The following is a 22,286-nucleotide window of genomic DNA, read 5'->3' on the forward strand; positions in this document are numbered from 1 at the left end:
CATTCCGCTATGACATACGGCGAATACAACCATCCTACACCGCCGGGTCGAGTATCCCGCCTCGGACTGCCCTTAAAGCAGTTTAGCCTTGTTCCTCGTTCACAATGTTGCGTCTTGCCGCTCAGTCGTGGGTAGATGGTTTCCCCAACTTGCGACGTTTCCGGTACGCTATTGTCCCCCTTATGGTTTCCCTCCGGGGTAAACCGGCTGACGCTAAAGCGACGCTTTTTCAGCGTCTTTGATACTTTTCTTTACCGGCTTGCCAAAGCCGGATTCCCAAAATGCCCACGCACCGCCTGTGGATGACAAGCGACGCTTCTGGACGCGCTATACAGCTTGAACATCCGTCCATAAACGGTCAGGATCATAATAAAAGACAATACCGTGATCAGCAGGCTGCCAAGCAGCGTTACGATCCAAAGCGGAATAGAATCCAGCATGCCTACGGATTCCACCTTTTCCACGATCTCCGCTGGCAACTGTGACACTGTCCCGCCAGACATACTTGCATTGGCTAAAATCGTTGTGACAATGCCCTGTATGATAGAAAAGAGTGCTTTCATCAAGTCCATGCCGTATACCACGGCTCCCTGAGCCAATGCAAAACGGATGAATGCTTTCAGCACATGCTCCGGCTTTTTCATTTCTGTAAAACTGCCGCAGGTCTTAATGATCCCCATGGCAAAAAATAAAACCAAAAGCCCCAAAGCGATGGCTTTCAAGGCGCCATTGATATTTGTCATCACGCTCCAAATAGCCCCGCCTTTAAAGGATTCCGGATCCTGTGTCAGCAGTGTCCAGATTTCATTTAATTTGTCATTCCAGGTATTTAATGCAGATTGTAGGTTCTGCACGATCCAGTTATCGCTTTCCATTTCCTATCTCACCTCCTTCGTGTGATAAGGGACGGACAGTATTCCTGCCCGCCCGCTGGCATCCTTACGCCATAATCAGGTCGAGGATCTCTTTTGCGAAGGTAATGATGATACCGCCTGCCAGTGTCAAAAATCCGTTCGCCCTCTGGCTCGGATCATGGCTCTTAAGGCTGAGGCCCACCTGCACGATACCAAATCCCAACAGGATCAGGCCAATGGCGCGGATCAGGGAAAAAATGAAAGTCGACAGGTTATTTACAACAGACAGGGGATCCCCTGCCGCATAAGCGTAAGTCGTACACACATTCCCGATAAACATCAGCACAGAATAAACAGCAAACAGCTTCTTCTGCACCCTGCTCATCGGCATAGGTGAGGTTTCTTTTTTTACCTCCTGTCTGCCATTTTCCTCCATGCAGCCCTTTTTCAGTTTCATCTGGTTCAATAAATTACATTTCATCGGCATCCCTCCATTCTTAAATAGGAAACTGCCCTCCGATGATATCCTCATCAGAGAGCAGCTCATAATCTTCATATCTGCCCGCATCAAACGCAAAGGTATCATGGGCCAGCGGCGCTTTCGCATAGTCATACGCTTCTGCCCCTCCGTCCTCTGTCAGCCTGATATTGGGGTGTTTCATCAAATCATATTTTTTGTCCTTCATGGCGCGTTCCCCACGGACAAATAAAAGCGCGTACTGGTTATCCAGCATACGCACTTCATCCGGCATGAGAAGTTCCCTTCCGCTTTGCTGGAAATTTGTAGAGTAACTTCCTGACCGTCCTTTCGTCTGCCCATACGTGTTGGTATCGATGGTTTCCTTTCCAAGCAGTTCCGAGATATACTTATGCGTCTCTTTTTCATTGCCGCCAAGGTATAACAGCTCATCATGAGGTAAGGTTCAGCTTGTCCTTTACAGGACTTGCATCCCCTCCCTCCCAAACCGCACGTACACCTCTCGATGTATACGGCTTTCCGCTTATTATATTTGCGGTATTAAGAATGAATCAGTTTATGACATTCGGGGCATACCACAAGAGTTTTCCGTCTCCTTTTGCGCATAAGGAGTACCCACTCCGCATTGCCCTTTAAGTCTTTTAGTTTCTTTACTTGATGGATTTCCAGATTTCTGCAATCCTTTCCACAAAGTTCACAGGTATGGCGTTCCACTCTCTGTTTCAGAGTGTTGGTTTTAGCGTATTTTGAGAACTGCGGAAGTTCGCTTACATTGTCAAACTTCGTAGCTGATTCTTTTCGCTTAAACCCGTCTCTGTAAAAGGTTGTAGTTTTCCTTCCTGCTCTGGTATCGTATGCGATTGTAAACAGTCCTCCAACACAATATCTGCGCTTGATTTCGTGAACATTTGTTTTATACTTACAGGCAAATGTCTTGTACATACTGTACTTCATAAGATTGGCGAATCTGCCTATCTTAAAAGAATCATTTGCTATGGCATAGTAGTTATAAAGTCCACGAACTTCCGCATTATATCTTGCCAGAATCTCTATATCGCTTTGGTTTACCAGTTTTCCCCTGTGTAGGGCTACAAATCTTTCTTTTCCATTTTCGTTAATCTTGATTTTGATTGCATGATATTCCAGTAACTTTCCCACCCATTTTTCTCTGGGTACAAGTAGTTTCACCACTCCTGCATTGCTCCTGATTTTGTATCCTCCTGCGGATTTCTTTAAATCCTGACTTCTGGATACCGTAATGTCGTAGCCTAAAAATCTGGCTCTGTCTCCTGTATGTGTAACCTTAGTTTTGGTTTCGGACATTTCCAAATCCAGTTCTTCCCTGAGGAATCTGCCGACATCAGCTTTAATCTGTTCTGCGTCCGCTTTGCTCCCAATTACCCCAATAATAAAATCATCAGCGTAACGGGTGTACTGAATCCGTTTATACGTCTCATCTAAAGGTTCGGTAGGAGTTAGTTGTCGTGCTTGCTTTTCAAGCGTTTTCAAATGCTTATTGCGTTCCCAGCGTTCTTCTGGAGATAAATCCGCCCACTTCTTTTTGCCCATACATCTGTAATAGGATGCCTTTTTGACAACTTTATTGTAGTCGGAGTTCATTTGTTTCTTCTTTCCTCGGTTATATTTCTGTGCGTATTCTTCCATAAATTTGTCTAATTCATGGAGATACACGTTCACAAGCTCTGGACTGACACCAGACCCCTGCGGTACACCGCTATATGTCCGATTGTACGTCCATTGCTCCATATATCCTGCTTTTAGGAATTTCCAGATAAGTTGTAGGAACATTTCATCATCAATGCGTTTTCTCAGCAATCTGATGATTGTGTGGTGATTAAAACTGTCGAAGCAGGCGTGTATATCACCCTCAACAAACCAGTTCGTTCCCGTAAAGGTTTTCTGAATCTGGTATAATGCTGTCTGACAGCTTTTGTTTGGTCTGAACCCATGAGATGTTTTCTTAAACACAGGCTCATAAATGCTTTCTAAAATCATTTTCACTACTTCCTGCACCAGTTTGTCATTGCCCGACTGGATTCCCAACGGGCGCTTTTTATTGCTTTTTTTCTTAGCAATATATTCCCTGCGTGCAGGTTTTGGCAGGTAACTTTTATCTCGCATGGATTCAATAATCCTTTGGATTCTTTCGTCACTCATGCCATCAATGGTAGTTCCATCTGCACCGGCAGTCATACTGCCTGTGTTTGCATATATGTTTTTATATGCAAGCCAGTAGAACTCTGGATTGTACAGATTCCGATATAATCTCTGAAACCTGTAAGGTTCATTCTTTGACTTTTCCGTCAAACTACTTAATACTTGGATTGGATTTCTCAATGCCTCTCGCACCGTCCTTTCATATCGTATTAGTAAATAAGCTGCTCCCCTTCGCCATGTGAACGTCATTAACGTCTCGAACTACTATGGGAGCTGTGTGACCATGCCCGTTACCGGGTTTAGGTCATCCCCAGTTAGTATTCATAGAATTAGCGTTTCGTGTTGTCGGCACCGACTTTCGCCATTTACCCGCTGTCTTGCGGTTGTCCTTCCATGAGTATCGCTTGCTTTCATAACTGCGAAATGAAACCAACATGGAATGGCATACGTTTCAATCCTTTTCGTATGCGGAGTGCGGATTCCCCCACTCTGGCTATCGTTCAGGCAGTTTAGCTTTATACCTCATACACGAATTTTTATTCTTGAATTTTCAGATACACAGGATTAGTACCTTATCATTCAGGCTCTCGTCTATTGACAAGAGCGACAACATGCTACACTCCCCTTCGGGTTTCCCCTCTCGGATAAGTTGTAGAATAATAGGTTGTGATTTTTCGTCACTTGATACTTTTACCTACTGCTTGCTAAAGGCAGTATTCCATAAATACCACGCCGCCGAATTTATAATGCGCTGGCGACTTCTGGGCGCACACAGTTACCCACCAGGCTCTCCCAGGAGTCCTTAAAAAGTGCCTTGATCTGGCTCATATTCTGCACGATAATGCTGCAGAAAATCGAACGTGAACGGCAGGTACTCAAAATTTTTTCAAAATCATCCGGCAGGGCAACATTCGGCCACTCATCCATGATGCAGTTTACCGGAATCGGCAGCCTGCCCCCGTATTTGCGGTCAGCCACATAATAAAGTGTTTGGAAAAGTTGGGTATAGATCATACCCACCAGATAATTAAGGGATGTATCCGCGTCCGGGATACAGCAGAAAAGCGCCACCTTTTTTTCTCCCATGCTGGCAAGGTCCAGTTCATCATGGCAAGTTAAATTTGCGATCTGCGGCAGGTTAAACGCCGCCAATCGGACACCTACGGAAATCAGGATCGACTTTGCTGTCTTTCCTGCAGCCTGTTTGTAAATATGATATTGCTTCACGGCAATATTTTCCGGATCGCGCATTTCCAAACGCTCAAACAGGATATCCAGCGGTGACTCGTAATCTTCATCATCTTCCTTTACCTGGGCAGATGATAGCATCTCCATAATCATGGCAAAGTTCTGTTCCTCCGGCGGGGCTTCATGCAGAAGGTACAGCATGAGTGCCTGAAGAAGCGCAGTCTCGCTTTTCTCCCAAAACGGATCCGAGGACTGCGCCCCCTTGGGTGTCGTATTCCGGATCAGGTTTGTGATGAGTTTCAGCACATCCTTATCATCCTTCACATATTCAAACGGATTATAACCGAAAGAGGTATCCGGATTGATCAGGTCAAATACCCTCACCTCATATCCGGCCTTCTCCAAAAATCCGCCTGTTTTCCTAAGAAGTTCCCCTTTTGGATCTGTAATTACCAGAGAGCAATTCCCCTGGAGTATATTCGGTAAAGCGTATGTCCTGGATTTTCCCGCTCCGCTGCCGCCCACGACAAGGACGTTCAAGTTCCTTTTATGGCGGTAACAGTCAAGCCCCATGCGGAAATTTTGTGTAAACAGGATATTGTCGGCATAAGGCTTCTCCTGGTACTTTTTACACAACTGGGCGGCACTCCCCCATTTGGCCGACCCGTGTTCCTCACCCCTGCGGTAATTCCTCCGGTTGGCATAATAGATGCCGATTCCAAAGGCATACAAAAGGGTGCAGATCAGGATGGACTTCATGGTATATTCCGTATAGTGCAGCGCCAGGGGATGATTCAGCTTCTCCGTCAGGGCTTCCATCATCTCAAAAAGGTTCCCTCCGGGGATGATGGCATCTGCGATCAATGCCGCCGCCCACCATACAAACGGCAAAGCGGCAAGCCAGACAATCCACTCTGACTTGCCGCTTTTACTTACCGGGAAGGTTCACCCCGTTCTTTCTTCGGCCGGCTTACTACTTGGAAACTATCCACTTCCGTATTTAATGCCAGTGATCTTCCATTTTCCCAATTCACATGGATCTGGCCGATGTCATCCACAAAAGATACCGTCCCTAAAAGTCCGGGCGGCATTCCCTTTTCTCCATCCATGCAGCCCAGGCGGACTTTTGTCCCTTTAGGATACCTTTGCTTAATGCCTTGCGCCTGCCTGCTCAGTCTTTCCCATTCATTCATGGCATTCCTCCTTTCCGATCAAAAAAGACAGGCATCCCGCCTGTCCGTTACCGTGTCCGATAGGTCCTGTACCTTGCGTTCATGATACGCATTAAAACCGTATCGATCCCATCGGTATATCTTCCATTCTCAATATAAGTATCTCTGAGCCCATTTAAAGCCTGTACCGCTTTTTTATGTTCTCCTTCTGTCAGATAGAGTTTCTTATCCTTGTGGCCGGCCAGCCGCAGGATAAGATCCCCCGTCTCTTTTGTGGATGCGCCCGCTTCTTTTTCTTCCCGGAACACATCCCGCAGTGCATGCACCAGCATATTGACGGTAATCTCATCTGTTTTTACACATCGTCTCTTTTCCATCCTCCGGCCTCCTTTTTTTATTCTTCCTGACCACAACATACCACACTCACCAGCAGAAAGCTACTTACTTTTCCCCAAAAAAAGCACTTTTCCGGACGCCTTTTTTCCAACGGCAAAGTGCCTGTTTATCAGCGTTCCGGCTGTTTTTTCTCTTTCCCTGATTTTACTTTTCCATCAGAAACGGCAAACTCATCTGCAACAAATTCCTGTTCCTGCTCTCCGAGGTTGCGGTTCAAATGGTTGCTGATGCCATAAGCGGCATTACGGATATCCCCGATAAAGGCACGAAGCTCCTTGGGATCCTTATCGCCGTTGCCCTGCATCTCACACACCTTATCAAAACGGAAGCCGGAAGTATCCACACCGTATTTCTGTGCAACTATATAAGTGGTGCAGAACGCTTTGGGCGATACCTTCTGGCGGGCATAGCTGCCGTCATGGGCATCCATGACGGCGCAGGCCAGTTCCCGGTTGATGGCATGGAATGTAGTCACTTCACTCATTCCATTCCTCACATAAATGGTACGCTGTCTTGGGATATATTGCGCCTGCACTCCCTCCGGCAGATTGTCCGCAATACGGATCGGCACATCCGGGTTTGTCAAAAGCGCTCCCATGAGCGTTTCCATATCTTTCGGCTCCGGCGGGACTGGCGGCTTCATGCGGATCTGGCTGATATCATATGCTTTTCCGATATTTGTCCCCTGCATAGTCACGCCGTCTTTTTCATAATCCTGCGTGACCAGAAAACGGTATCCATGCACTCCCGCACGCAGGGAATAACCTTCCTCTTTCACTTTCTCAAATGTCATGACCTGCCGGATCTCCGGATTCTGGCTGTAGAGCAGAAGCAGGTTTGGCGTTTTCTGAGGTTTGCACTGTGCCATAAAATCAAGGAATCCTTTTAAGGAATCCCCGTCCTTAAACACATCCTGGGCCTTTGCGTCAATCTCTGCCCATACTTCTTCGCGCTCCTGCTTCTTTAAGGCGGCATATTCCTCTTTGCTCATACGGGGCTGTTCCTCTGTTACAGGCGGCTCCCCTCCCGATAAATATTTTGATAAATCCATTTATATCACCTTCCCTTCGTTTTTGCTTTTTTTCTCTTTTTCCTGCCAGCCGAGCGGTTCTGTCTGCGGTTTTTGCTGTTTTCTTTCTTTTTTGCAGACTCCTGCTTTTCCTGTTTGATCTGGTCCAATTCCGCGCGGACAGACGGTTTCTCCTTTCCTTCTGTCTTTTCCGGCGCATTTAATAAATCCTGTTCAGACTTTTCCTGCCCGGTAGAAATATCTTTGCTGCGCGAGGAAGGTTCGGACGGATTCCTTTCTTCCTGCGCCTGCATAAAATTTTCCATATCCGGCGCTGGTTCCTCAAACCCAAAATCCTGCTCCATATCCCCAAGTTCAAACTGGATCTCGCCCTCCGGCATCTCCACGGTCTCAGTCGGGGCCTCTGGCATTTCCTGGTTCCGATCTGCTTCCATTGCCACTTCCTGAACAGCTTCACCGCTTTCAGATTTTAAGAAGTCAAGATTCATTTTATCCATGACACGGTTGACCTTGGCGGCATCATCCGCAAACACCATAATCTCACACTGGGACGGATTCTTCCTGTCTCGGATGACAACATATAACAGGCCTCTTTTCTTTCCCTCACGGGCGAATTCTTTTAAACGGTCAGACGGCACGGTAAAAAATTTCAATGGACGGTTCTCCTTCAACATCCGCACCATGCGAGTCTTACCATAAGTTTTCTTCTGGTCCTTTAACACTGCCGCAAAAAATACAGCAAGATTTTTTGCAAGCGTGCCGGATAAGCGCAGGCTGTAATCGATCCCTTCCAGAGAGTAACGCACGACCTGGTCTGCCGCATCTCCACCAAAATTCATGGCTCTCACCTCCCTTCTCTCTGTTCCTGATGTTCTTTTCCTGCCTGTTCGCAGGATTCTTGTTTTTCATGCTCCGATTGTTTCTCCAGTTCCCTCATCCTCTGCTCAATTTCCAGTGAGTGCTGTTCGATCTTTACACACATGCGGATATCTTTCCGCAGCGGCTTCAGCGTGCCTGTGATCTCCTGGATCCGCACAGACTCCGGTTCTGCCCGGTACAGACGATGGCGTTCTTTCGTAAGGGCCAGAACCTGCTGTTCCAGCGGTTTCCGATAGTCTTCTAATTCTTCCCTGGTCGTGATCCCATGTTTCTGCAAAAATTCCATCTGGGCGATCCGTTCATCCAGACGCCGGATATCCTGCCGCACCACATAAGGGACACGCTTTGGTTTCCGCTTGAGAACCCCCATCTGGTAAAGATAAGAATAATAAAGGGCCTGCAGCCCGTGAAGCTTTTTCCGCTTTGCGGGATTTCCTTTTCCAGCCTGTTGCCCTTGGGGAAGTTTGGGCTGTAAGATCCATCCCCGGATGGCTTCCTCGGTATAATTCTTTCCAAGGCTTTTCAGCCTCACATACCGCTCCATGCCTGGAGCGCGCAGGGCAATATATTTCCGGTTCAATTTAAAGGAATATCCCTTCTTTTCCATCATGCTGATAAACTGCCGCCAGCTAAAGCTCTCTGCCACAGTTTCTCTAATATCCATACGGATGGCGGTCCTCCAGGTTGGTTTCCCGTCCTGCTCCGCCTGCCATTCAGCATAAGCCTTCCCTTTGCCGCCTCCCGGCTGGATAATGGACAGGCCATATTTTTTGCACAATCCATCGGATATCCTCCGCACATCCTCATAATAGCTCCGGCTGTTGCTGTGGTATTTCCTTCCATCTTCCATGCTGACGGAATTAAACACCAGATGGTTATGGTAATGGCTGGTATTCAGATGCGTGGTAACCACTACCTCATATTTCCCTTTCAGCAACTGCTCTGCCAGTTCCAGACCGATCAGATGCGCAAGTTCCGGCGATACCTCTCCGGCCGCAAAGCTCTGGATCAGGTGATACCCTTGTACGCCATCCACTTTATGGAACCTGCGCTTAGTTGCAAGCATATCCGCAAACGCATCCTCACAGGTACAGCCGATGGCATCTTCAAATACCATGGTTTCTGTTTTATCCCGGTTCAGGGCATAATCGATGGCTTCCTCCAGCGATCCAGCCGATGCCGCAGGCTTTGTGGTCTTTTCCTTATCTTTGATATAGTTAATGGAATTATCCAGACGGTGGACAGGTATGATGCTGGTATATGCCATAAGGCATTACCATTCCTCTTTCACGATCTGCCATACTTCTTTTGAAATCCGCAGCATTTCCCGGACACTCTCCGTTTCCGCACGGCCGGCAGCATTGGCCACATGGGCCAACTGGTTGGCATTGTTGCACAGCCCTGCCACCTTCCGGAGCAGATCCGCATGATGCTCACAGGGTTTTGCCCGCACCTCTGCCCCCACGATCAGTGAACGGAGGAATTCTTCCCTGGACAGCCCGCTCCGCTTTACCTGCTCATCCAGCAGGCGCAGCTCCTTTGCATTGAGGCGGACAGGTATCACATGATTTCGTTTTCTCATCCTTTCACCTGCTTTCCGTTCTTTCATTCTTCTTTTTCGCTCCGGCTGCCTGAAAGTATTCCATTGGCAGTGTTGAGGACATGTCTGCCTGCGCCAGCACCTCTTTTCCGGCAAGTTCGATCTTCCGGCAGTCAGGGACGAATGCCGCATATCTTGGATACGCATATCCTTCCGCCTCTACCAGAATCCCTTCCCTATACTCGGAAGTCGTCACAAGGATACAATGCATGTTCCGATCTCCCGGCTCCGTGTACATGACATCCCGGTTATCATATAAAAACCGATAATACCCATACAGTTCACCAGAGAATCTTTCAAATTGTTCCCTGGAAAGCTCCGCAATTTTTTCTACTTCAAAGCCACGGCGGAAACTCCCATAATATTGTTCTTTCAAATCACGCATGTTTATGGGTTTCCTTACGAATTCTGCGGTATCATTCTTTTTTGCATCTTCCACTTACATTTCCCCTTTCTTCTTCAGAATTATGAGGGCAGCAAGCAGCGATACAACGATGGTTCCTGCAATCACTTTCTTTTTCATGGCACACCTTCTTTCCAAATTAAATTCCGGGCGGAATGAAAATAACTTCGTTTCCCATGAACCGCCCGGTCTGTCTTTTATTTAAATCCATTTATAATCTTCACCCCATTCTTCTCTCTATCTGCTGTATTACCGCACCGTCTCGTCTCTGCCCGGACTCTGCTTGGCTTTCGGCTGCAGGTCGCGGGGATGCTCTCCTGAGAGCGGCCTGATAAAATCAATCCTGCCAGCGGCTGCGATTGCCTGCTGGTTTAGCTGTCTCTGCCATGCACTGGCGCTTGGCGCCCATTTGAACCCATTTCTGCGAAGTATCTGCCGTTCCTCAGCAGACGGCTTTTCTTCAAAAATAAGCTGCAGGCGGTTCATCTCCTGATTCGCCACAGCCTTTCCCCCAGCAAACTCCCATCCCCGGAATCCCGTTTCCGCATATTCTTTCAGCTCTGCAATGCGTGATCGAATGCGCCGGATCTCGGCACTGTTATTTGACAAAACATAAGATGCGAACGGCTTATCTCCCAAATGCCAGGGCTGTGCCATCGATGCCTTGAGTTTTTCTATCTCCGCCGCACTGAGTGCTGTACATCCATCCAGCGTCTTGTGCTTTCGGTAATATGCATTTACCTCTTTCATCGTCTGTTGGGACTGCTCCAGCCCCTTCAGCTTCTGCTCTAACTGTTCAACCGCATGGGGATGGTCTGCACGGATGCCTCCCATGCCCGTACTCTTGATCTTATCCAGAATGCCCTGCACCTGCCGCCATTCTTCCATGTTCTGATTGCCGGCTGCGTTCTGCTTTTCTTTTTTTCCTGCGGGGAAATTTGCAGGGCCGGCAACCATGACAGACGGAACACGGGCATCGATCTCAAATCTGCGGTTCATGTTATCTGCCAGCTTTCTGGCATAAGTATCCACAAGCGCATCTATTTTTCCATGGTAAATCGGATCGACTTTTTCTTTCTGGTGTTTTCCAGCTTCCACCGCCTGATCCACGCACCGCCGATATTCTGCCGTAGCGGTTCCTTCTATATAGCCAGAAAAACTGTTCATCTCTTTTGCCCTGCGCGCCATATTTTCACGGATTGGGTAATAGATCACCTGAATTTCCTGTCCTACTGCCAATTATGCGTCTCCTTTTTCCAAAAAATAAAACCAGCCACAAGGCCGGCTGCGATCATTCCTATGATTATCTTTTTCTTCATGGCACACCTTCTTTCTGTTCATTTGGTTATGGCCGGAGAAAACAGGATCCCCCTTATCTGCATCTGAAGGGCAAATTCTGTCATCCGCCACCTCACGCCATTGATCTCGGCATGGTCCTGATCCAGATAGCGGCACACTCCTGCCACGGTTTCTCCGTCACCATACATAAGAGTTACGCAGTCCCCATCGGGAATGGTAAACAATAGGACGCCCTCCGGATCGGTAAAGCGGATCGTCCTGCCGTCTGTTTTCGGCAGGGCAGTATCCCGCGCCCGCTTATCTCCCGGCTCATAAATGCCATCCTGCTCATCCGCTCTTTTTGCGGCAACCGCAAGGCAGGTGACAACAACTCCAAAACAACCGCCCACCATGGCTCCTACAAATACACCAATCATTCCCATTTTCTTCATTCTCCTTTCGTTCACGGGGGTTTGGGGTTCTCCCCAAAGTGCGTTTGGATATCCAAACGCTATGCTTGCAAAACCAGTTCCACCGATTTCCATCGACTCCCCCATGCAGGTTCGATTATGATGCCTTTTCTTTGATTTTGATCAATCCATCCAATGTGGTGCAGATGATATGCAATCGGTCTGCATTACTGATGTCTGTATTCATCGTTCCGGTGACCTCTTTTCCACAGACCACCACCATCCGACACCTCTTTAAGATCAAGTGGGACATCCGGTTATATGCCTGCTGATCCTCTGCTTCCCCTTCCTCTAAGAAAGGCAGAAATCCAAATCTCGGACAAATGGGAACATAACCCAGTTCATAAATCTTCCGGCAATATCGCTGCACCTTTACTCTGCTTTCTTCTGCCGGACAGCACACATATGCCATCGCCTGTTCCATCGCCTCACCTCCTATCGTACCTGTTCCTTTTTCTTGGCTTTCTCTGTTATCACTTCAAAGTTCACATCCATCGTGCGTTCATCAAATTCCCCATCAAAGCCACCGTCCTCATACAGAATCTCTGCCCGTTCTACCGCTTCTTCCCTGGAATGTGCAGAGATGGATTTGCGGATAGTATAACTTTTTCGGATTTCAATCTCAAATGTCTTTTCCTGTTTCCGTTCCACGGCTTCATACTGCACAAACTGAATGTCATATTCGCTGGTACCGGGGCCATACATACGGCATCCTTTTTCTGCTTCTTCTTTGCTGGATGCTTTCACCGCAACGGTTTTTTCACGCACTTCCCGGATAGTCACATCATAGACTCTGTCCATAAGCCCCCTTTCCTGCATCCACGTGGATGCACATTTCTTCTTCAGAAAGAAAGTTGGACATCCATGTGGATGCCCTTGCTATTTCCCGTTCTCTTCTGTTTCCTTTGCTTCCAATGCAAACTTCACCCGGTCACTGCCCAGCTTATAATAGGCGTCTGTCACCTCGATACCTACTGCCTCATAGCCTTCCTCTACGGCTGCAAGGACAGTCGTTCCGGCTCCGGCAAAGGGATCTAAGATCCTGCCGCCCGGCTCACAGATCTGGATCACGTCTTTCATCAGCTGTAACGGTTTCTCTGTCACATGGATACGGTTTTGGGGATTTCCATAACGGAATACACCGGGAAGACAAGACACCGGACGGCTGATGGGCATGGGGCCGTTGCTGCCCCACACAATATATTCAGCCTGCTGGCGGAAACGCCCTTTCTGCGGACGGGAGTTTCCCTTATCCCACACCGCAGTTCCTCTCCAGATCCAGCCTGCCCACTGGAGGGCATCTGTAATGGAGGGATACTGTCTCCAGTCAATAAACAAACAGATCGGCGCACCGACTTTGCAGGCTTTCCGCACATCGTAAAGCCACTCTGCCATCCAATGGGTCCAGGAACGCTGGTCCTTGTTATCCCCATCAAAATCCGGCAGGGCATTCTCCGCTTTCATACTGCTGTACTTCTGATTGGTGGTACGGTTTCTTTCATTCTGCTTCGTTCCTCCGGACGCATAAGGCGGATCGGTGATCACTGCATCAAAAATTCCCGGCTGGAATGCTTTCACCAGTTTCAGCGTATCTCCATGCAGAATTGTCCACTTCTCCCCTCCGGTATATTCCTCCGGGTACGTTCCTTCTTTCAACAAGTTCCCTAATTGCAGGGTATTTTCCATAGGCATCATCCTTTCTTATCAGCGCTGTGGCTGTTTTTTACTTTTCTTTTTATTTTTCTGAATACATTCCAAAAGCTGCGATTTTCTTGCCTGCGATTTTTCATCTGATACACTCAATTCGGTTTCCACATATTCACTGATGATATGCAAAGCCTGATAATAATTACCGGACTGCATCACCCGTTTATACATTTCATTTGCCTGCTGATCCATCCCTTCTTTAATCAACAAACCTGCCGCAGCTCCTAAAATGATAAACACATTTCCATCTCTTCCTAAAAGCTCCATCTTCGGTCTTTTCTTTTCCGGTTCTTGATTCTTCTGGATCTCCGGCTTGACCTGTTCAAAAAGATAGTCTTTCGGCTGCCAGAAATGGACGTAGAGTTCTCCACCATCGACCTGAATTTCCTGCTGTTCAAATCCTTCTCCCCAGCCATCACTGTACTGTCCGGTGAGATATTCACACAGTTCCGATAATTCTTCCGTTTCCAGATACTCCTTCAGTTCTAAGGTTGTACAGCCATATAACACACCATCCGATTCTTTCACCGATGGAACTGCAGACACTACCTTTTCTTTAATGGCAGCACTTCCATCAAAGTAATCCATCAAATTATCAGTCTTATCATCGTCATGTCCGACACGGCTGTATTCTGTAATCTTTTCCTGAATCGCAGTGGCATACTCCGTTAAATCATCTCCTTCAAAAAACACCTGCTCTTCTTCAAAATCGTTATACCCCTCTTCTTCCCAATCCTGTTCCATCTCATTAGGAATAAAAGTTCCTGTCAGTGGTGTCAATAATTCTATTCTGATTCTATCTTCCATTTACCTCACCTCCCTCGTTCCCTTCGCTGTTTCCTCTGTTTTTCCCATGCCTGTTTTGCCAGGTCTCCATAGTCTGCACCTTCCATCTGTGGTAGGTTACAGACCACCGTATATGTTTCCCCATACTGCTCTTTTAACTGCGCACATGCCCATTGCCCGGCAAAATCGTTATCGGTGCAGATTTCAATTTCTGTCACCTCCGGATGCTCTTTTAGGAAATGTTCCAATGCATCCGGGCGCTTCATCTTCTTCGTTGATCGTTCCGCTCCTTCTTTTGGTGCTGCAATGCCCCCTAGAGACAGACGGTACTTATCGGTTCGTCCATCTTCCAGAGTCATATGGGCAAGGGCGTCAATGCAGGCTTCATATACTGCCACCCGACAGCTATTCCCAAGAGGTGGAACACAAAAGCTGTATTGCTTTTCACTGCCTTCCTGTTCCATCCGGAAGTTCTTTCCACGGTTGTCATAGATTCCCCGTAAGAACGCATATTTTGCCTGCCCCTGCTCATCCGTTCCAACAAAAACAGCGTTATGGTATGGGGCGCTCTCATAAAGGATTCCGATCTGCAGACAGTAATCCAACACATCATCCCGGATTCCCCGCTGGTTCAAATATCTCCGCACCCGGTAAAAGCTGTCATTGGGTGTTGGCAGAGAAAAAAGCTTCTTTTTGGGTGCTGGTTCTTCTCTTGAAACATACACTGTCGTCTGCTCACACAAGGCTTTCACTGCTTCTGTATATTCCATGCCATCTACCTGCATCAAAAACCGCAAGGCAGACATTCCACCAATATCCCTGGACTTCCAATGCCATTTACTGGTAATCTCATTGATTTTGAAACTGTCATGATCTTGAAGCTGCCATTCATTTCTTGTCCGTGTTTTTTTCAGTCTCCCCGGCTGATATGTCTGCAGATACTCATAGGCTCTCACCTGCTTGGCTACCTGATATTCTTCTTCGGTAACCCAAGCCATCAGATCACCGCATTGCGAAGAGCCTCTGCTTTATCGGTACGCTCCCACGGAAACTCTTTTCTCCCGAAATGCCCAAAGGCTGCAGTCTGTCGGAAAATCGGACGGGTAAGACGCAGCGTATCCACGATCTGCTTTGGAGTCAGCCCAAACACCAGAGGGATTGCCAGCTCCAGACAATCATCGGCACACACTTTTCCCGTACCAAACGTGTCCACCTGTACCATGACTGGCTGTGCCACTCCAATTGCATAAGCCAAAGACACCTGACACTTGCTGGCAAGCCCCGCAGCTACGATATTCTTAGCAATATATCTGGCCATATAAGATCCAGAACGATCCACCTTTGAACAATCTTTCCCGGAAAATGCACCGCCGCCATGAGGAACCATGCTCCCATAACTGTCTACCATCAGCTTCCTTCCAGTCAGTCCCGTATCCGCGTCTAATCCTCCACAGACAAAACGCCCCGATGGATTGATATAAATCTTGGTTTCCTCATCCGGTGGCAGAGGACGAATAGCCGGCAGCAACACCTTTTTTCGGATCTCTGCCTCCAGCCTTTTCAAATCTTTTTCTTCCGTATGCTGACAGGACACTACCACACTATCCAGTCGGACAGGTTTCCCGTTTTCATACTCTACGGTCACCTGGGCCTTGCCATCTGGTAGAATCCCTTGAATATAAGAGCTTTGTCGGCAGGCAGATAATTCCCGGACAATCCGGTTTGCCAACACTACAGGCATAGGCATGAGTTGTTTCGTTTCATCACAGGCATATCCAATCATCACACCCTGATCTCCTGCCCCTTGGAACCAGTCCATCTGATTGTCAGACACTCCTTCCCTTCGTTCTTTTGAGGATGCGACTGCCCCTGCGATGTCGGGACTCTGTCGATGGACAAAGGTATCCATTTCAATTTCTTCACTAGAGTAACCCACATCCGACAATACTTTTCGCACTACTGCAAACACATCCGGTTCATAGGCACTGGTAATTTCCCCTGCCACAATGATCGTTCCCTTCGTGGCAAGCACTTCACAAGCAACTCTGGATTGTTCATCCTGTTTCAGACACACATCCAAGATTGCATCTGCGATCTGGTCACACAATTTGTCCGGATGTCCTTCGGTTACTGCCTCTGCTGTATAAAATTTTCTCATATATATTTCCTCTCTTTCATGCAAAAAGGCAGGATATCTTCCTTTTTACGGAAACACATCCTGCCTGATTTCTTCTTTATTTGACTGATTTACTGATGATATAAATTTTGAATAGATTGTAGATACCTCCAGATAGTTGCAAAAGCACATTCTTTTGAACACTTTCCTGGCACTACACTATGTCACATTTCGCTGCGCATCCCTGTAACTCGGAACACTTTTCGTTCCATATTGCCACTTTCCAGCTGCAACTTGTCTCACATCCTGCACTTTTCGGGTACTTTCAAACACTTCCCGGCAGGTACCGTTCCAGAAAGTCCCCAAAGAGCTGGAAAAGCACCCACCTTTGAACACTTTCCCGGAACTACAAGACCACACAAACCGCCACGATCTGTTGCGGCCCCTTAATTTTGAACACTTTTTGTGTCAGAGCTCCACTTCCCACTTATAGTTTGTCTCACATTCTGCACTTTTGGGGTACTTTTGAACACTTTCTGACATTACTGACTCCAAAGAGTACTGGAGATATCCAGAGACTGGAAGAAAGTCCCCATTTTTACTGCCACAAGGATATTCCGGGCTTGCTTCCACTCATAAGAACAAGTCACCAGCGTCAGAGTTTCCTCACAACCTATGCCATCTACCCCTGTTTCAAACAGCGACAGCTCTTTTGCCTGCTGTACATAAGCCTCCAATTCCTGTGGACTCTGAAAAGATGTCCTCTGGAAGTCGAACATGGACACATCGACTTTCAAAACTGCCGCTATCCGGTACTCCTCCATCCCTTCCGGTGTCTGAAAGAACACCCTGGGATGTGCTTTCCAGTAATCATAGGAGGCGTACTGATCCAGATTCCCAAACATTGCCCCGCTGTTCATGTTGTGTCCGTAGATGGTCAGATTCCCGGATTCTCCCAGAATACAGTCTGCCTGGAGGAACAAACTTCCATTGATGTCGTAGCTTCCCCCGTAATCCCTCCGCAGATAATACTCCGGTTCTTCCGGGCTGCTCTGCAGTACCGGATAATCGATGCCACTCTCTGGGATCGTAAGCCAACCCCGAACATCCGGATACTGACTCTGGAGGGAGCGGAGGTCAACGGCAGACACTTCCGGTTTTCTTCCAGCCTGTTCCTCTTTTTGTGTTGGAGAACCCCCGCCCGGAGGAAATTCCTCCGGGAAGTGGGATTTTAAGTCCTCCACCAGTTCCCGGTTCTGCCGGGGGATGATAACAAAGTCATAACAAAGCAACGCTACACTCATTATGCAGATGACACACAACATCACCTGCAACATCCACAGACTACTCTTCTTTTTTCGCTTCATCTGTTTTTTCTATTTTCCCATGTTTCTTCTTATAAATCAGAGTTGCTATAAGTCCGATTGCTGATGCTCCCAGAAGAGCAAACAGGAGGATTGGTTTCCAGCGGTTGTCTCCAGTCTGCGGCACACCCGGAGTTTCCGGTGTCCTTGCATCCTTCATTTCCACCTTCTGAACCTCCATGGTATCTTCCAATGTAAACTTCACATCTTCTGCAATCTCATACCCTTCCGGGGCTGTGATTTCACGCAGGATCAATTCTTCTCCTACCGGGAGCTTCTCTACCAGATGCGGTTTTCCTTCTGTTACCCACTCTTCCAGAATCTCACCATCTTTATTTAAGATCTGCAGTTTCGCTCCTTCCAGTTCTTCTCCTGTCGTGATATCTGTCTTGGAGATTTCCACCTTGGAATAGGTATCTTTCATCTCTACTTTCGTTACACTTCCATCTTCTTTTACTTCAAACTCAATATCTTCTGCAGATACATAACCCTCTGCGTAAGGCGGCAGTTCTTCATGAAGAATGTAAGTTCCCTCTGACAAACCATACACTACATGGGGTTCTTTCGTACTGATCCACTCTTCCACAATGTTGCCATCCTTATCGATGATCTGCAGTTTTGCTCCTTCCAGTTCTTCCCCAGTTGTAGCATCCGTTTTTGTAAACTGGCTCTCCGTTGGCTGGTTTTCCACCTCTTTGGTCAGCTGGATTTCAGCAAGGTTCTGGTCCTCGTAAGATGCATCGATTTCCCAGACTTCCTCATTTGGAAGATATCCTGGCTTTCTCACTTCCTCTTTTACATAATATTTTCCATGATACAGGTCGCAGTCAAAGGTAAGCTGCCCGTTCTCATCCGTTGCTTTCTTCTCCAACAGCGTATCTTTTTCCACCAAGACTTCACCCTGCTGGGACAAGATATCCTCTCTTGCATACAGTCCGAAAATCACGCCTTCCAGTTTTTCTTCTGTAACTGCATCTTTTTTCTCTACAGAAATGGAAATCTTCTGTCTTTCATTTTTATAGGCAACGCCTTCATAAACCACAGCCTGCGTATCATCCTTTGCAGTCAGGGTAAATTCCTTCTGTTCCGGGTTCAATACGAAATGGTCGCCTGCCACCGTTTCTTTCAGATAATAAGAACCTAGTGGAAGATTGTTCACCACTGCTTTTCCTTCTTTATCTGTCACCAGGGTTGCTACCAGATCATCTTTTTCATAGCGGATGACCGGATTGCCCTGTTCATCTTTCGCACCATCCGGAGAGTAAATGGTATCCTTGGCATACAATTCAAAAGTTGCCCCTTCCACACCGGATTCTTCATATACAAAGTCATGGAACACCCCAGTATCGGTATCCCCTCCGGTCACTGCATCTTTGATCTTTCCAGCCAATCTTTTTGCCTTTGCAAGCAGGGAATCTCCCTTCACCTCTACTGGCTGTTCCCCGGTTTTCGTTAATGTCAGGCTTCCCACCTGCTCATCGTTTGGCTGCTCGACTTCCACAATGACTGCTCCGGTATCCGGATCGATCTGATGGGCAGTATCCGAAGAAACGGTAATCACGATTCCCTCTTTGGCATTTTCTTTGTAATTGCCTTTTTCGGTCACTTCTAGTGGAGAAATCACCGTTTGCCCTTCATACAAGGACATTTCATACCCCTGTCTTACAAATCCTTCCGGCGCTTTCACTTCTTCAATCCGATAGGTAGAACATTTCACTTCTTCCGGTGTGACCAGATAGCCTTCCTCATTGGTCTTGAAAATGCTAATCGTTTCTTTCTTCGGATAGAATACCGTCTGCTCTACATATTCCTCTTTTTCCATATCAAAGATTTTATAGGAAGCGCCTGCTTTTAAAACCGGATTTCCTGTCTGTGCATCCTTTTTCACAATCTTTAATAAAAATTCAAACGGACGGTCATCGAACACACGCCACACCATCGGCTCTCTGCTGTCCTCGTCTACCTTCACCAAAAACGGATCGATGGCTTTCAAATTCTCCGGTACGGTGCTTTCCTCTACTACATAAAGACCATACGGAAGTTCCGGGCTAAGGGCATATCCCTTTTTATCGGTAAGAAGTTCCGGCACCGGGACAGCCTTGCCATCCACATAGGTCACTGCCACCTCTTCTTTGCTAAAATCATACCCACGGAAATCTTCCGCAGTAAACTGATCTCCATGGGATGGCTGTAGTTCCCCGCTCTTTACTTTCGACAGGTTGCTGACTAAATACACTTTAAATCCTGCACCTTCCACAAGCTCTGTTTCTGTCTGGTCTCCATCTTCGCTGATCTTGATGAGCTGGAACGCCTGTTTCTTCACCTGCTCCTGTACAGTCAGATCTCTGGTTACCTCTGCTACTTTCTGACTTTCATAGGTAAGGTCCACGTCATATTCTGTAGGATCTACCGTATAACCTTCCGGCGGAGTAATCTCTTTCACATACATTTTCCCCAGATACAGTTCAGAAAAATCTAAAGTGCCATCTTCCTTAATCACGCCCTGTGCGATGAGACTGTCTTTTTTAAACAACACACCCGTCTTTCCATCTGGGTGGACAATATCCTCTCTGGCATACAGACCATACACGGCTCCTGCAAGGGAGCTGTCTCCCTGTGGGAGAAAGTCCTGCGTCTCCTTATCAATCTTTCTGATATGGACAGCGCCTCGTACCCTCTCATCGGTTGCAGTGATTGTAACCGTCTTTCCGGCTTCCACATCCACCTTATGGATCACATCACTCTGTGCATACTTGTCCGGAGCCTTGATTTCCTTCACATATACGGTTTTAATGGCTGCCTCAAAATAATCACTCACTGCCTTTCCCTCTTCCCCGGTGTCTGGCATTTCCATCAAAAGATGCTCACACTTGCTGTCTGTATAAATGCCATATACTGCACCGTCTAAAGGATTCTTGGTATCCGCATCCTGTTTGAAAAGCTCGATCCTTGTCATCTCCAGCCAGTCTACCGTAAAACTTACCGGATTGGCTTTCTCCGATTCAAAGACTCCAATGTCCTGATTGCTGTTTCCTGTGGATAATACCAGCGTTCTCCAGGTTTCCCCTACAGAGCCACGCAGCTCCCCGGAGGAATATTTTCCGGTATGAAGCATTGGGGCAGTCAGATAAAAGGTATCCCCGCCATAAATCTTCAGCGCACCATTCTCTGCGGAAGTTCCCTTTGTCTTGTTATAAATGGTAATGTCTTTTGGTACATTGACCGAAATGTAGTTTCGATGATCCCCGGACAATGTGATATCTGGTGTTTTCTGTACGTTTCCATTTCGGACTGCTTTTACAGAAGTCTTGGAAAGGGAGATTTCCCCCTTCGGAGGTTCTTCCATGGCAAACAGGTGATCAATATAGGCGATCACGCCTGCGTTTACCAGATCTTCATACTTACATCCTGTAAATCCCGCCTCACCTGCATAGGCATAGCTGGCTGCGATGTGGGTATATACATATTTCTCTTCTGCACTTTTCCCGGACAGATAACTGCCTGTAATATCCCCGGCGCCGCCATAACCATAATACAGCACCTTCTGCAAGTTCTTATTGCTGTCCAGTACCTGTGCCACATAGTCTCCACTGGGCGGTGAAGAACGATGGGATTCCAGACAGTAAGCAATCTTTCCATTGACCGTAAACCAGCAGGTTAAGTAATTTCCAATATAACTTGGATAGTAAATAGTCTCCCCTTTTTCCAGATGTACGGTTTCCCTTGCTCGGAAAGTGTTTTCCGCACCGGAAAGCATCATCACTTCCCCATCCTCAATCTTTTCTTCCAATTCCCTTGCTGCCTGTGCATCTTCCCCGGATACCGTCACTTCCACATCCGGGATCTCCTGCACAGGCGTCTCCGAATCTTCTTCGGAATTCGTATCCTCCTTCTGTTTCTGACCGCCATTTTCTTCTGTATGCGCCTGCCCTTCCGTATCCGTCAGGATGATCTTTCTGCTCACAGAATAGCTGTCACGCGCATCCTTTGGCACAACCCAGTAGGTTGCAATATAAGTGCCTGCCTGGTCAGGGTGGTAGCTCCCTCCATCTTCCGCTTCGATACGTTCCAAGGTAACATCCTCTTGTTCTGAATTGTAATGGATGCCTTCCATACAAGTCTCTGCCATAAAATCCTTGTCGGAAATGTCTTTCGTGATATCTTCTGCTGTTACCATATGTTTCGCAGCTTCTGAAACTTTCTCTGTCTGTTCCGTTTCAGATATTTCTGCGTTCTCCGTCACTAGCTCTGACGGATTTTTTGTTTCTGCCGCATGGACATCCGCTAAGTTCCCAAGCGGACTAAGACCCATGAGCAGTGCAAGCCCGAAGGCTACAAGTCTTGTTTTGATATTCCTGCTCTTCATTGCACTCTCCTTTTTTTCGTT

General features: G+C 47.3%; 20 protein-coding genes and 2 pseudogenes. All 22 read right to left on the bottom strand.

Annotated features, from left to right (window positions below; genetic code table 11):
- Positions 1-329: 329 nt before the first annotated feature.
- Positions 330-875, bottom strand: a pseudogene (locus G614_RS27710) (hypothetical protein); the annotation flags it as partial.
- 64 nt (positions 876-939) lie between these two features.
- Positions 940-1,311, bottom strand: coding sequence for a hypothetical protein (locus tag G614_RS0116315; RefSeq protein WP_044918022.1), 372 nt, complete (start codon positions 1,309-1,311; stop codon positions 940-942).
- Positions 1,312-1,470: 159 nt separating this feature from the next.
- Positions 1,471-1,765: pseudogene (locus tag G614_RS30160) on the bottom strand (type IV secretory system conjugative DNA transfer family protein); the annotation flags it as partial.
- Between the two features lie 107 nt (positions 1,766-1,872).
- The gene (locus G614_RS0116325) at positions 1,873-3,690 is read right to left on the bottom strand and encodes a reverse transcriptase/maturase family protein (protein WP_027642808.1); all 1,818 of its coding nucleotides are present in this window, start codon (positions 3,688-3,690) and stop codon (positions 1,873-1,875) included.
- A gap of 561 nt (positions 3,691-4,251) precedes the next feature.
- On the bottom strand, positions 4,252-5,589 hold the full coding sequence (locus G614_RS0116330) for a VirD4-like conjugal transfer protein, CD1115 family (RefSeq protein WP_330366933.1): 1,338 nt from the start codon (positions 5,587-5,589) through the stop codon (positions 4,252-4,254).
- A gap of 41 nt (positions 5,590-5,630) precedes the next feature.
- A complete protein-coding gene (locus tag G614_RS0116335; RefSeq protein WP_027642810.1) occupies positions 5,631-5,891 on the bottom strand; it encodes a DUF4314 domain-containing protein in 261 nt (86 codons plus the stop codon).
- A gap of 47 nt (positions 5,892-5,938) precedes the next feature.
- Complete coding sequence (locus tag G614_RS0116340) at positions 5,939-6,247, bottom strand: hypothetical protein (RefSeq protein ID WP_027642811.1); 309 nt, start codon at positions 6,245-6,247, stop codon at positions 5,939-5,941.
- Between the two features lie 128 nt (positions 6,248-6,375).
- A complete protein-coding gene (locus G614_RS0116345) occupies positions 6,376-7,317 on the bottom strand; it encodes an ArdC family protein (RefSeq protein WP_027642812.1) in 942 nt (313 codons plus the stop codon).
- Positions 7,318-7,322: 5 nt separating this feature from the next.
- Positions 7,323-8,135 carry a PcfB family protein gene (locus G614_RS0116350; RefSeq protein ID WP_027642813.1) on the bottom strand — a complete coding sequence of 271 codons (813 nt, stop codon included), beginning with the start codon at positions 8,133-8,135 and terminating at the stop codon, positions 7,323-7,325.
- A 5-nt stretch (positions 8,136-8,140) separates the two neighbouring features.
- Positions 8,141-9,442, bottom strand: coding sequence for a relaxase/mobilization nuclease domain-containing protein (locus tag G614_RS0116355; RefSeq protein WP_027642814.1), 1,302 nt, complete (start codon positions 9,440-9,442; stop codon positions 8,141-8,143).
- A 6-nt stretch (positions 9,443-9,448) separates the two neighbouring features.
- Entirely contained in the window at positions 9,449-9,757 is a 309-nt protein-coding gene (locus G614_RS0116360) for a plasmid mobilization protein (RefSeq protein ID WP_027642815.1), read from the bottom strand.
- Between the two features lie 4 nt (positions 9,758-9,761).
- Positions 9,762-10,214 carry a DUF6329 domain-containing protein gene (locus G614_RS29305; RefSeq protein WP_049948069.1) on the bottom strand — a complete coding sequence of 151 codons (453 nt, stop codon included), beginning with the start codon at positions 10,212-10,214 and terminating at the stop codon, positions 9,762-9,764.
- A gap of 213 nt (positions 10,215-10,427) precedes the next feature.
- A complete protein-coding gene (locus G614_RS0116375; protein WP_049948071.1) occupies positions 10,428-11,366 on the bottom strand; it encodes a hypothetical protein in 939 nt (312 codons plus the stop codon).
- A 149-nt stretch (positions 11,367-11,515) separates the two neighbouring features.
- Positions 11,516-11,899, bottom strand: a complete 384-nt coding sequence (locus G614_RS29310) for a DUF3789 domain-containing protein (RefSeq protein ID WP_049948070.1) — start codon at positions 11,897-11,899, stop codon at positions 11,516-11,518.
- Positions 11,900-12,023: 124 nt separating this feature from the next.
- Positions 12,024-12,350: a hypothetical protein gene (locus G614_RS0116390; protein WP_027642818.1), complete on the bottom strand. Its 327-nt coding sequence runs from the start codon at positions 12,348-12,350 to the stop codon at positions 12,024-12,026.
- An 11-nt stretch (positions 12,351-12,361) separates the two neighbouring features.
- On the bottom strand, positions 12,362-12,727 hold the full coding sequence (locus tag G614_RS0116395) for a hypothetical protein (protein ID WP_027642819.1): 366 nt from the start codon (positions 12,725-12,727) through the stop codon (positions 12,362-12,364).
- Between the two features lie 78 nt (positions 12,728-12,805).
- Entirely contained in the window at positions 12,806-13,612 is an 807-nt protein-coding gene (locus G614_RS0116400) for a DNA-methyltransferase (RefSeq protein WP_027642820.1), read from the bottom strand.
- An 18-nt stretch (positions 13,613-13,630) separates the two neighbouring features.
- The gene (locus G614_RS27720) at positions 13,631-14,440 is read right to left on the bottom strand and encodes a hypothetical protein (RefSeq protein ID WP_044918012.1); all 810 of its coding nucleotides are present in this window, start codon (positions 14,438-14,440) and stop codon (positions 13,631-13,633) included.
- 5 nt (positions 14,441-14,445) lie between these two features.
- Positions 14,446-15,417 (bottom strand): DUF3991 and TOPRIM domain-containing protein, encoded by a 972-nt coding sequence (locus G614_RS0116410; RefSeq protein ID WP_027642821.1) that lies wholly within the window; start codon positions 15,415-15,417, stop codon positions 14,446-14,448.
- Entirely contained in the window at positions 15,417-16,577 is a 1,161-nt protein-coding gene (gene metK / locus G614_RS0116415; RefSeq protein WP_027642822.1) for a methionine adenosyltransferase, read from the bottom strand. Before metK ends, G614_RS0116410 begins: the two co-directional genes overlap by 1 nt.
- 500 nt (positions 16,578-17,077) lie before the next feature.
- Positions 17,078-17,902, bottom strand: coding sequence for a class B sortase (locus G614_RS27725; RefSeq protein WP_044918015.1), 825 nt, complete (start codon positions 17,900-17,902; stop codon positions 17,078-17,080).
- The gene (locus G614_RS0116425) at positions 17,880-22,265 is read right to left on the bottom strand and encodes a SpaA isopeptide-forming pilin-related protein (protein WP_027642823.1); all 4,386 of its coding nucleotides are present in this window, start codon (positions 22,263-22,265) and stop codon (positions 17,880-17,882) included. The genes G614_RS27725 and G614_RS0116425 overlap by 23 nt, the downstream gene beginning before the upstream one ends.
- Positions 22,266-22,286 lie beyond the last annotated feature (21 nt).

It is taken from the genome of [Clostridium] clostridioforme AGR2157, assembly GCF_000424325.1.
Classification (GTDB): domain Bacteria; phylum Bacillota; class Clostridia; order Lachnospirales; family Lachnospiraceae; genus Enterocloster; species Enterocloster clostridioformis_A.

Excerpts from the sequence above, each read along its gene's own strand:
- G614_RS0116315 (WP_044918022.1), bottom strand. The coding sequence starts at position 1,311 with ATGAAACTGAAAAAGGGCTGCATGGAGGAAAATGGCAGACAGGAGGTA.
- G614_RS0116335 (WP_027642810.1), bottom strand. The coding sequence starts at position 5,891 with ATGAATGAATGGGAAAGACTGAGCAGGCAGGCGCAAGGCATTAAGCAA.
- G614_RS0116340 (WP_027642811.1), bottom strand. The coding sequence starts at position 6,247 with ATGGAAAAGAGACGATGTGTAAAAACAGATGAGATTACCGTCAATATG.
- G614_RS0116345 (WP_027642812.1), bottom strand. The coding sequence starts at position 7,317 with ATGGATTTATCAAAATATTTATCGGGAGGGGAGCCGCCTGTAACAGAG.
- G614_RS0116350 (WP_027642813.1), bottom strand. The coding sequence starts at position 8,135 with ATGAATTTTGGTGGAGATGCGGCAGACCAGGTCGTGCGTTACTCTCTG.
- G614_RS0116355 (WP_027642814.1), bottom strand. The coding sequence starts at position 9,442 with ATGGCATATACCAGCATCATACCTGTCCACCGTCTGGATAATTCCATT.
- G614_RS0116360 (WP_027642815.1), bottom strand. The coding sequence starts at position 9,757 with ATGAGAAAACGAAATCATGTGATACCTGTCCGCCTCAATGCAAAGGAG.
- G614_RS0116375 (WP_049948071.1), bottom strand. The coding sequence starts at position 11,366 with ATGGCGCGCAGGGCAAAAGAGATGAACAGTTTTTCTGGCTATATAGAA.
- G614_RS29310 (WP_049948070.1), bottom strand. The coding sequence starts at position 11,899 with ATGGGAATGATTGGTGTATTTGTAGGAGCCATGGTGGGCGGTTGTTTT.
- G614_RS0116390 (WP_027642818.1), bottom strand. The coding sequence starts at position 12,350 with ATGGAACAGGCGATGGCATATGTGTGCTGTCCGGCAGAAGAAAGCAGA.
- G614_RS0116395 (WP_027642819.1), bottom strand. The coding sequence starts at position 12,727 with ATGGACAGAGTCTATGATGTGACTATCCGGGAAGTGCGTGAAAAAACC.
- G614_RS0116400 (WP_027642820.1), bottom strand. The coding sequence starts at position 13,612 with ATGGAAAATACCCTGCAATTAGGGAACTTGTTGAAAGAAGGAACGTAC.
- G614_RS27720 (WP_044918012.1), bottom strand. The coding sequence starts at position 14,440 with ATGGAAGATAGAATCAGAATAGAATTATTGACACCACTGACAGGAACT.
- G614_RS0116410 (WP_027642821.1), bottom strand. The coding sequence starts at position 15,417 with ATGGCTTGGGTTACCGAAGAAGAATATCAGGTAGCCAAGCAGGTGAGA.
- metK (WP_027642822.1), bottom strand. The coding sequence starts at position 16,577 with ATGAGAAAATTTTATACAGCAGAGGCAGTAACCGAAGGACATCCGGAC.
- G614_RS27725 (WP_044918015.1), bottom strand. The coding sequence starts at position 17,902 with ATGAAGCGAAAAAAGAAGAGTAGTCTGTGGATGTTGCAGGTGATGTTG.
- G614_RS0116425 (WP_027642823.1), bottom strand. The coding sequence starts at position 22,265 with ATGAAGAGCAGGAATATCAAAACAAGACTTGTAGCCTTCGGGCTTGCA.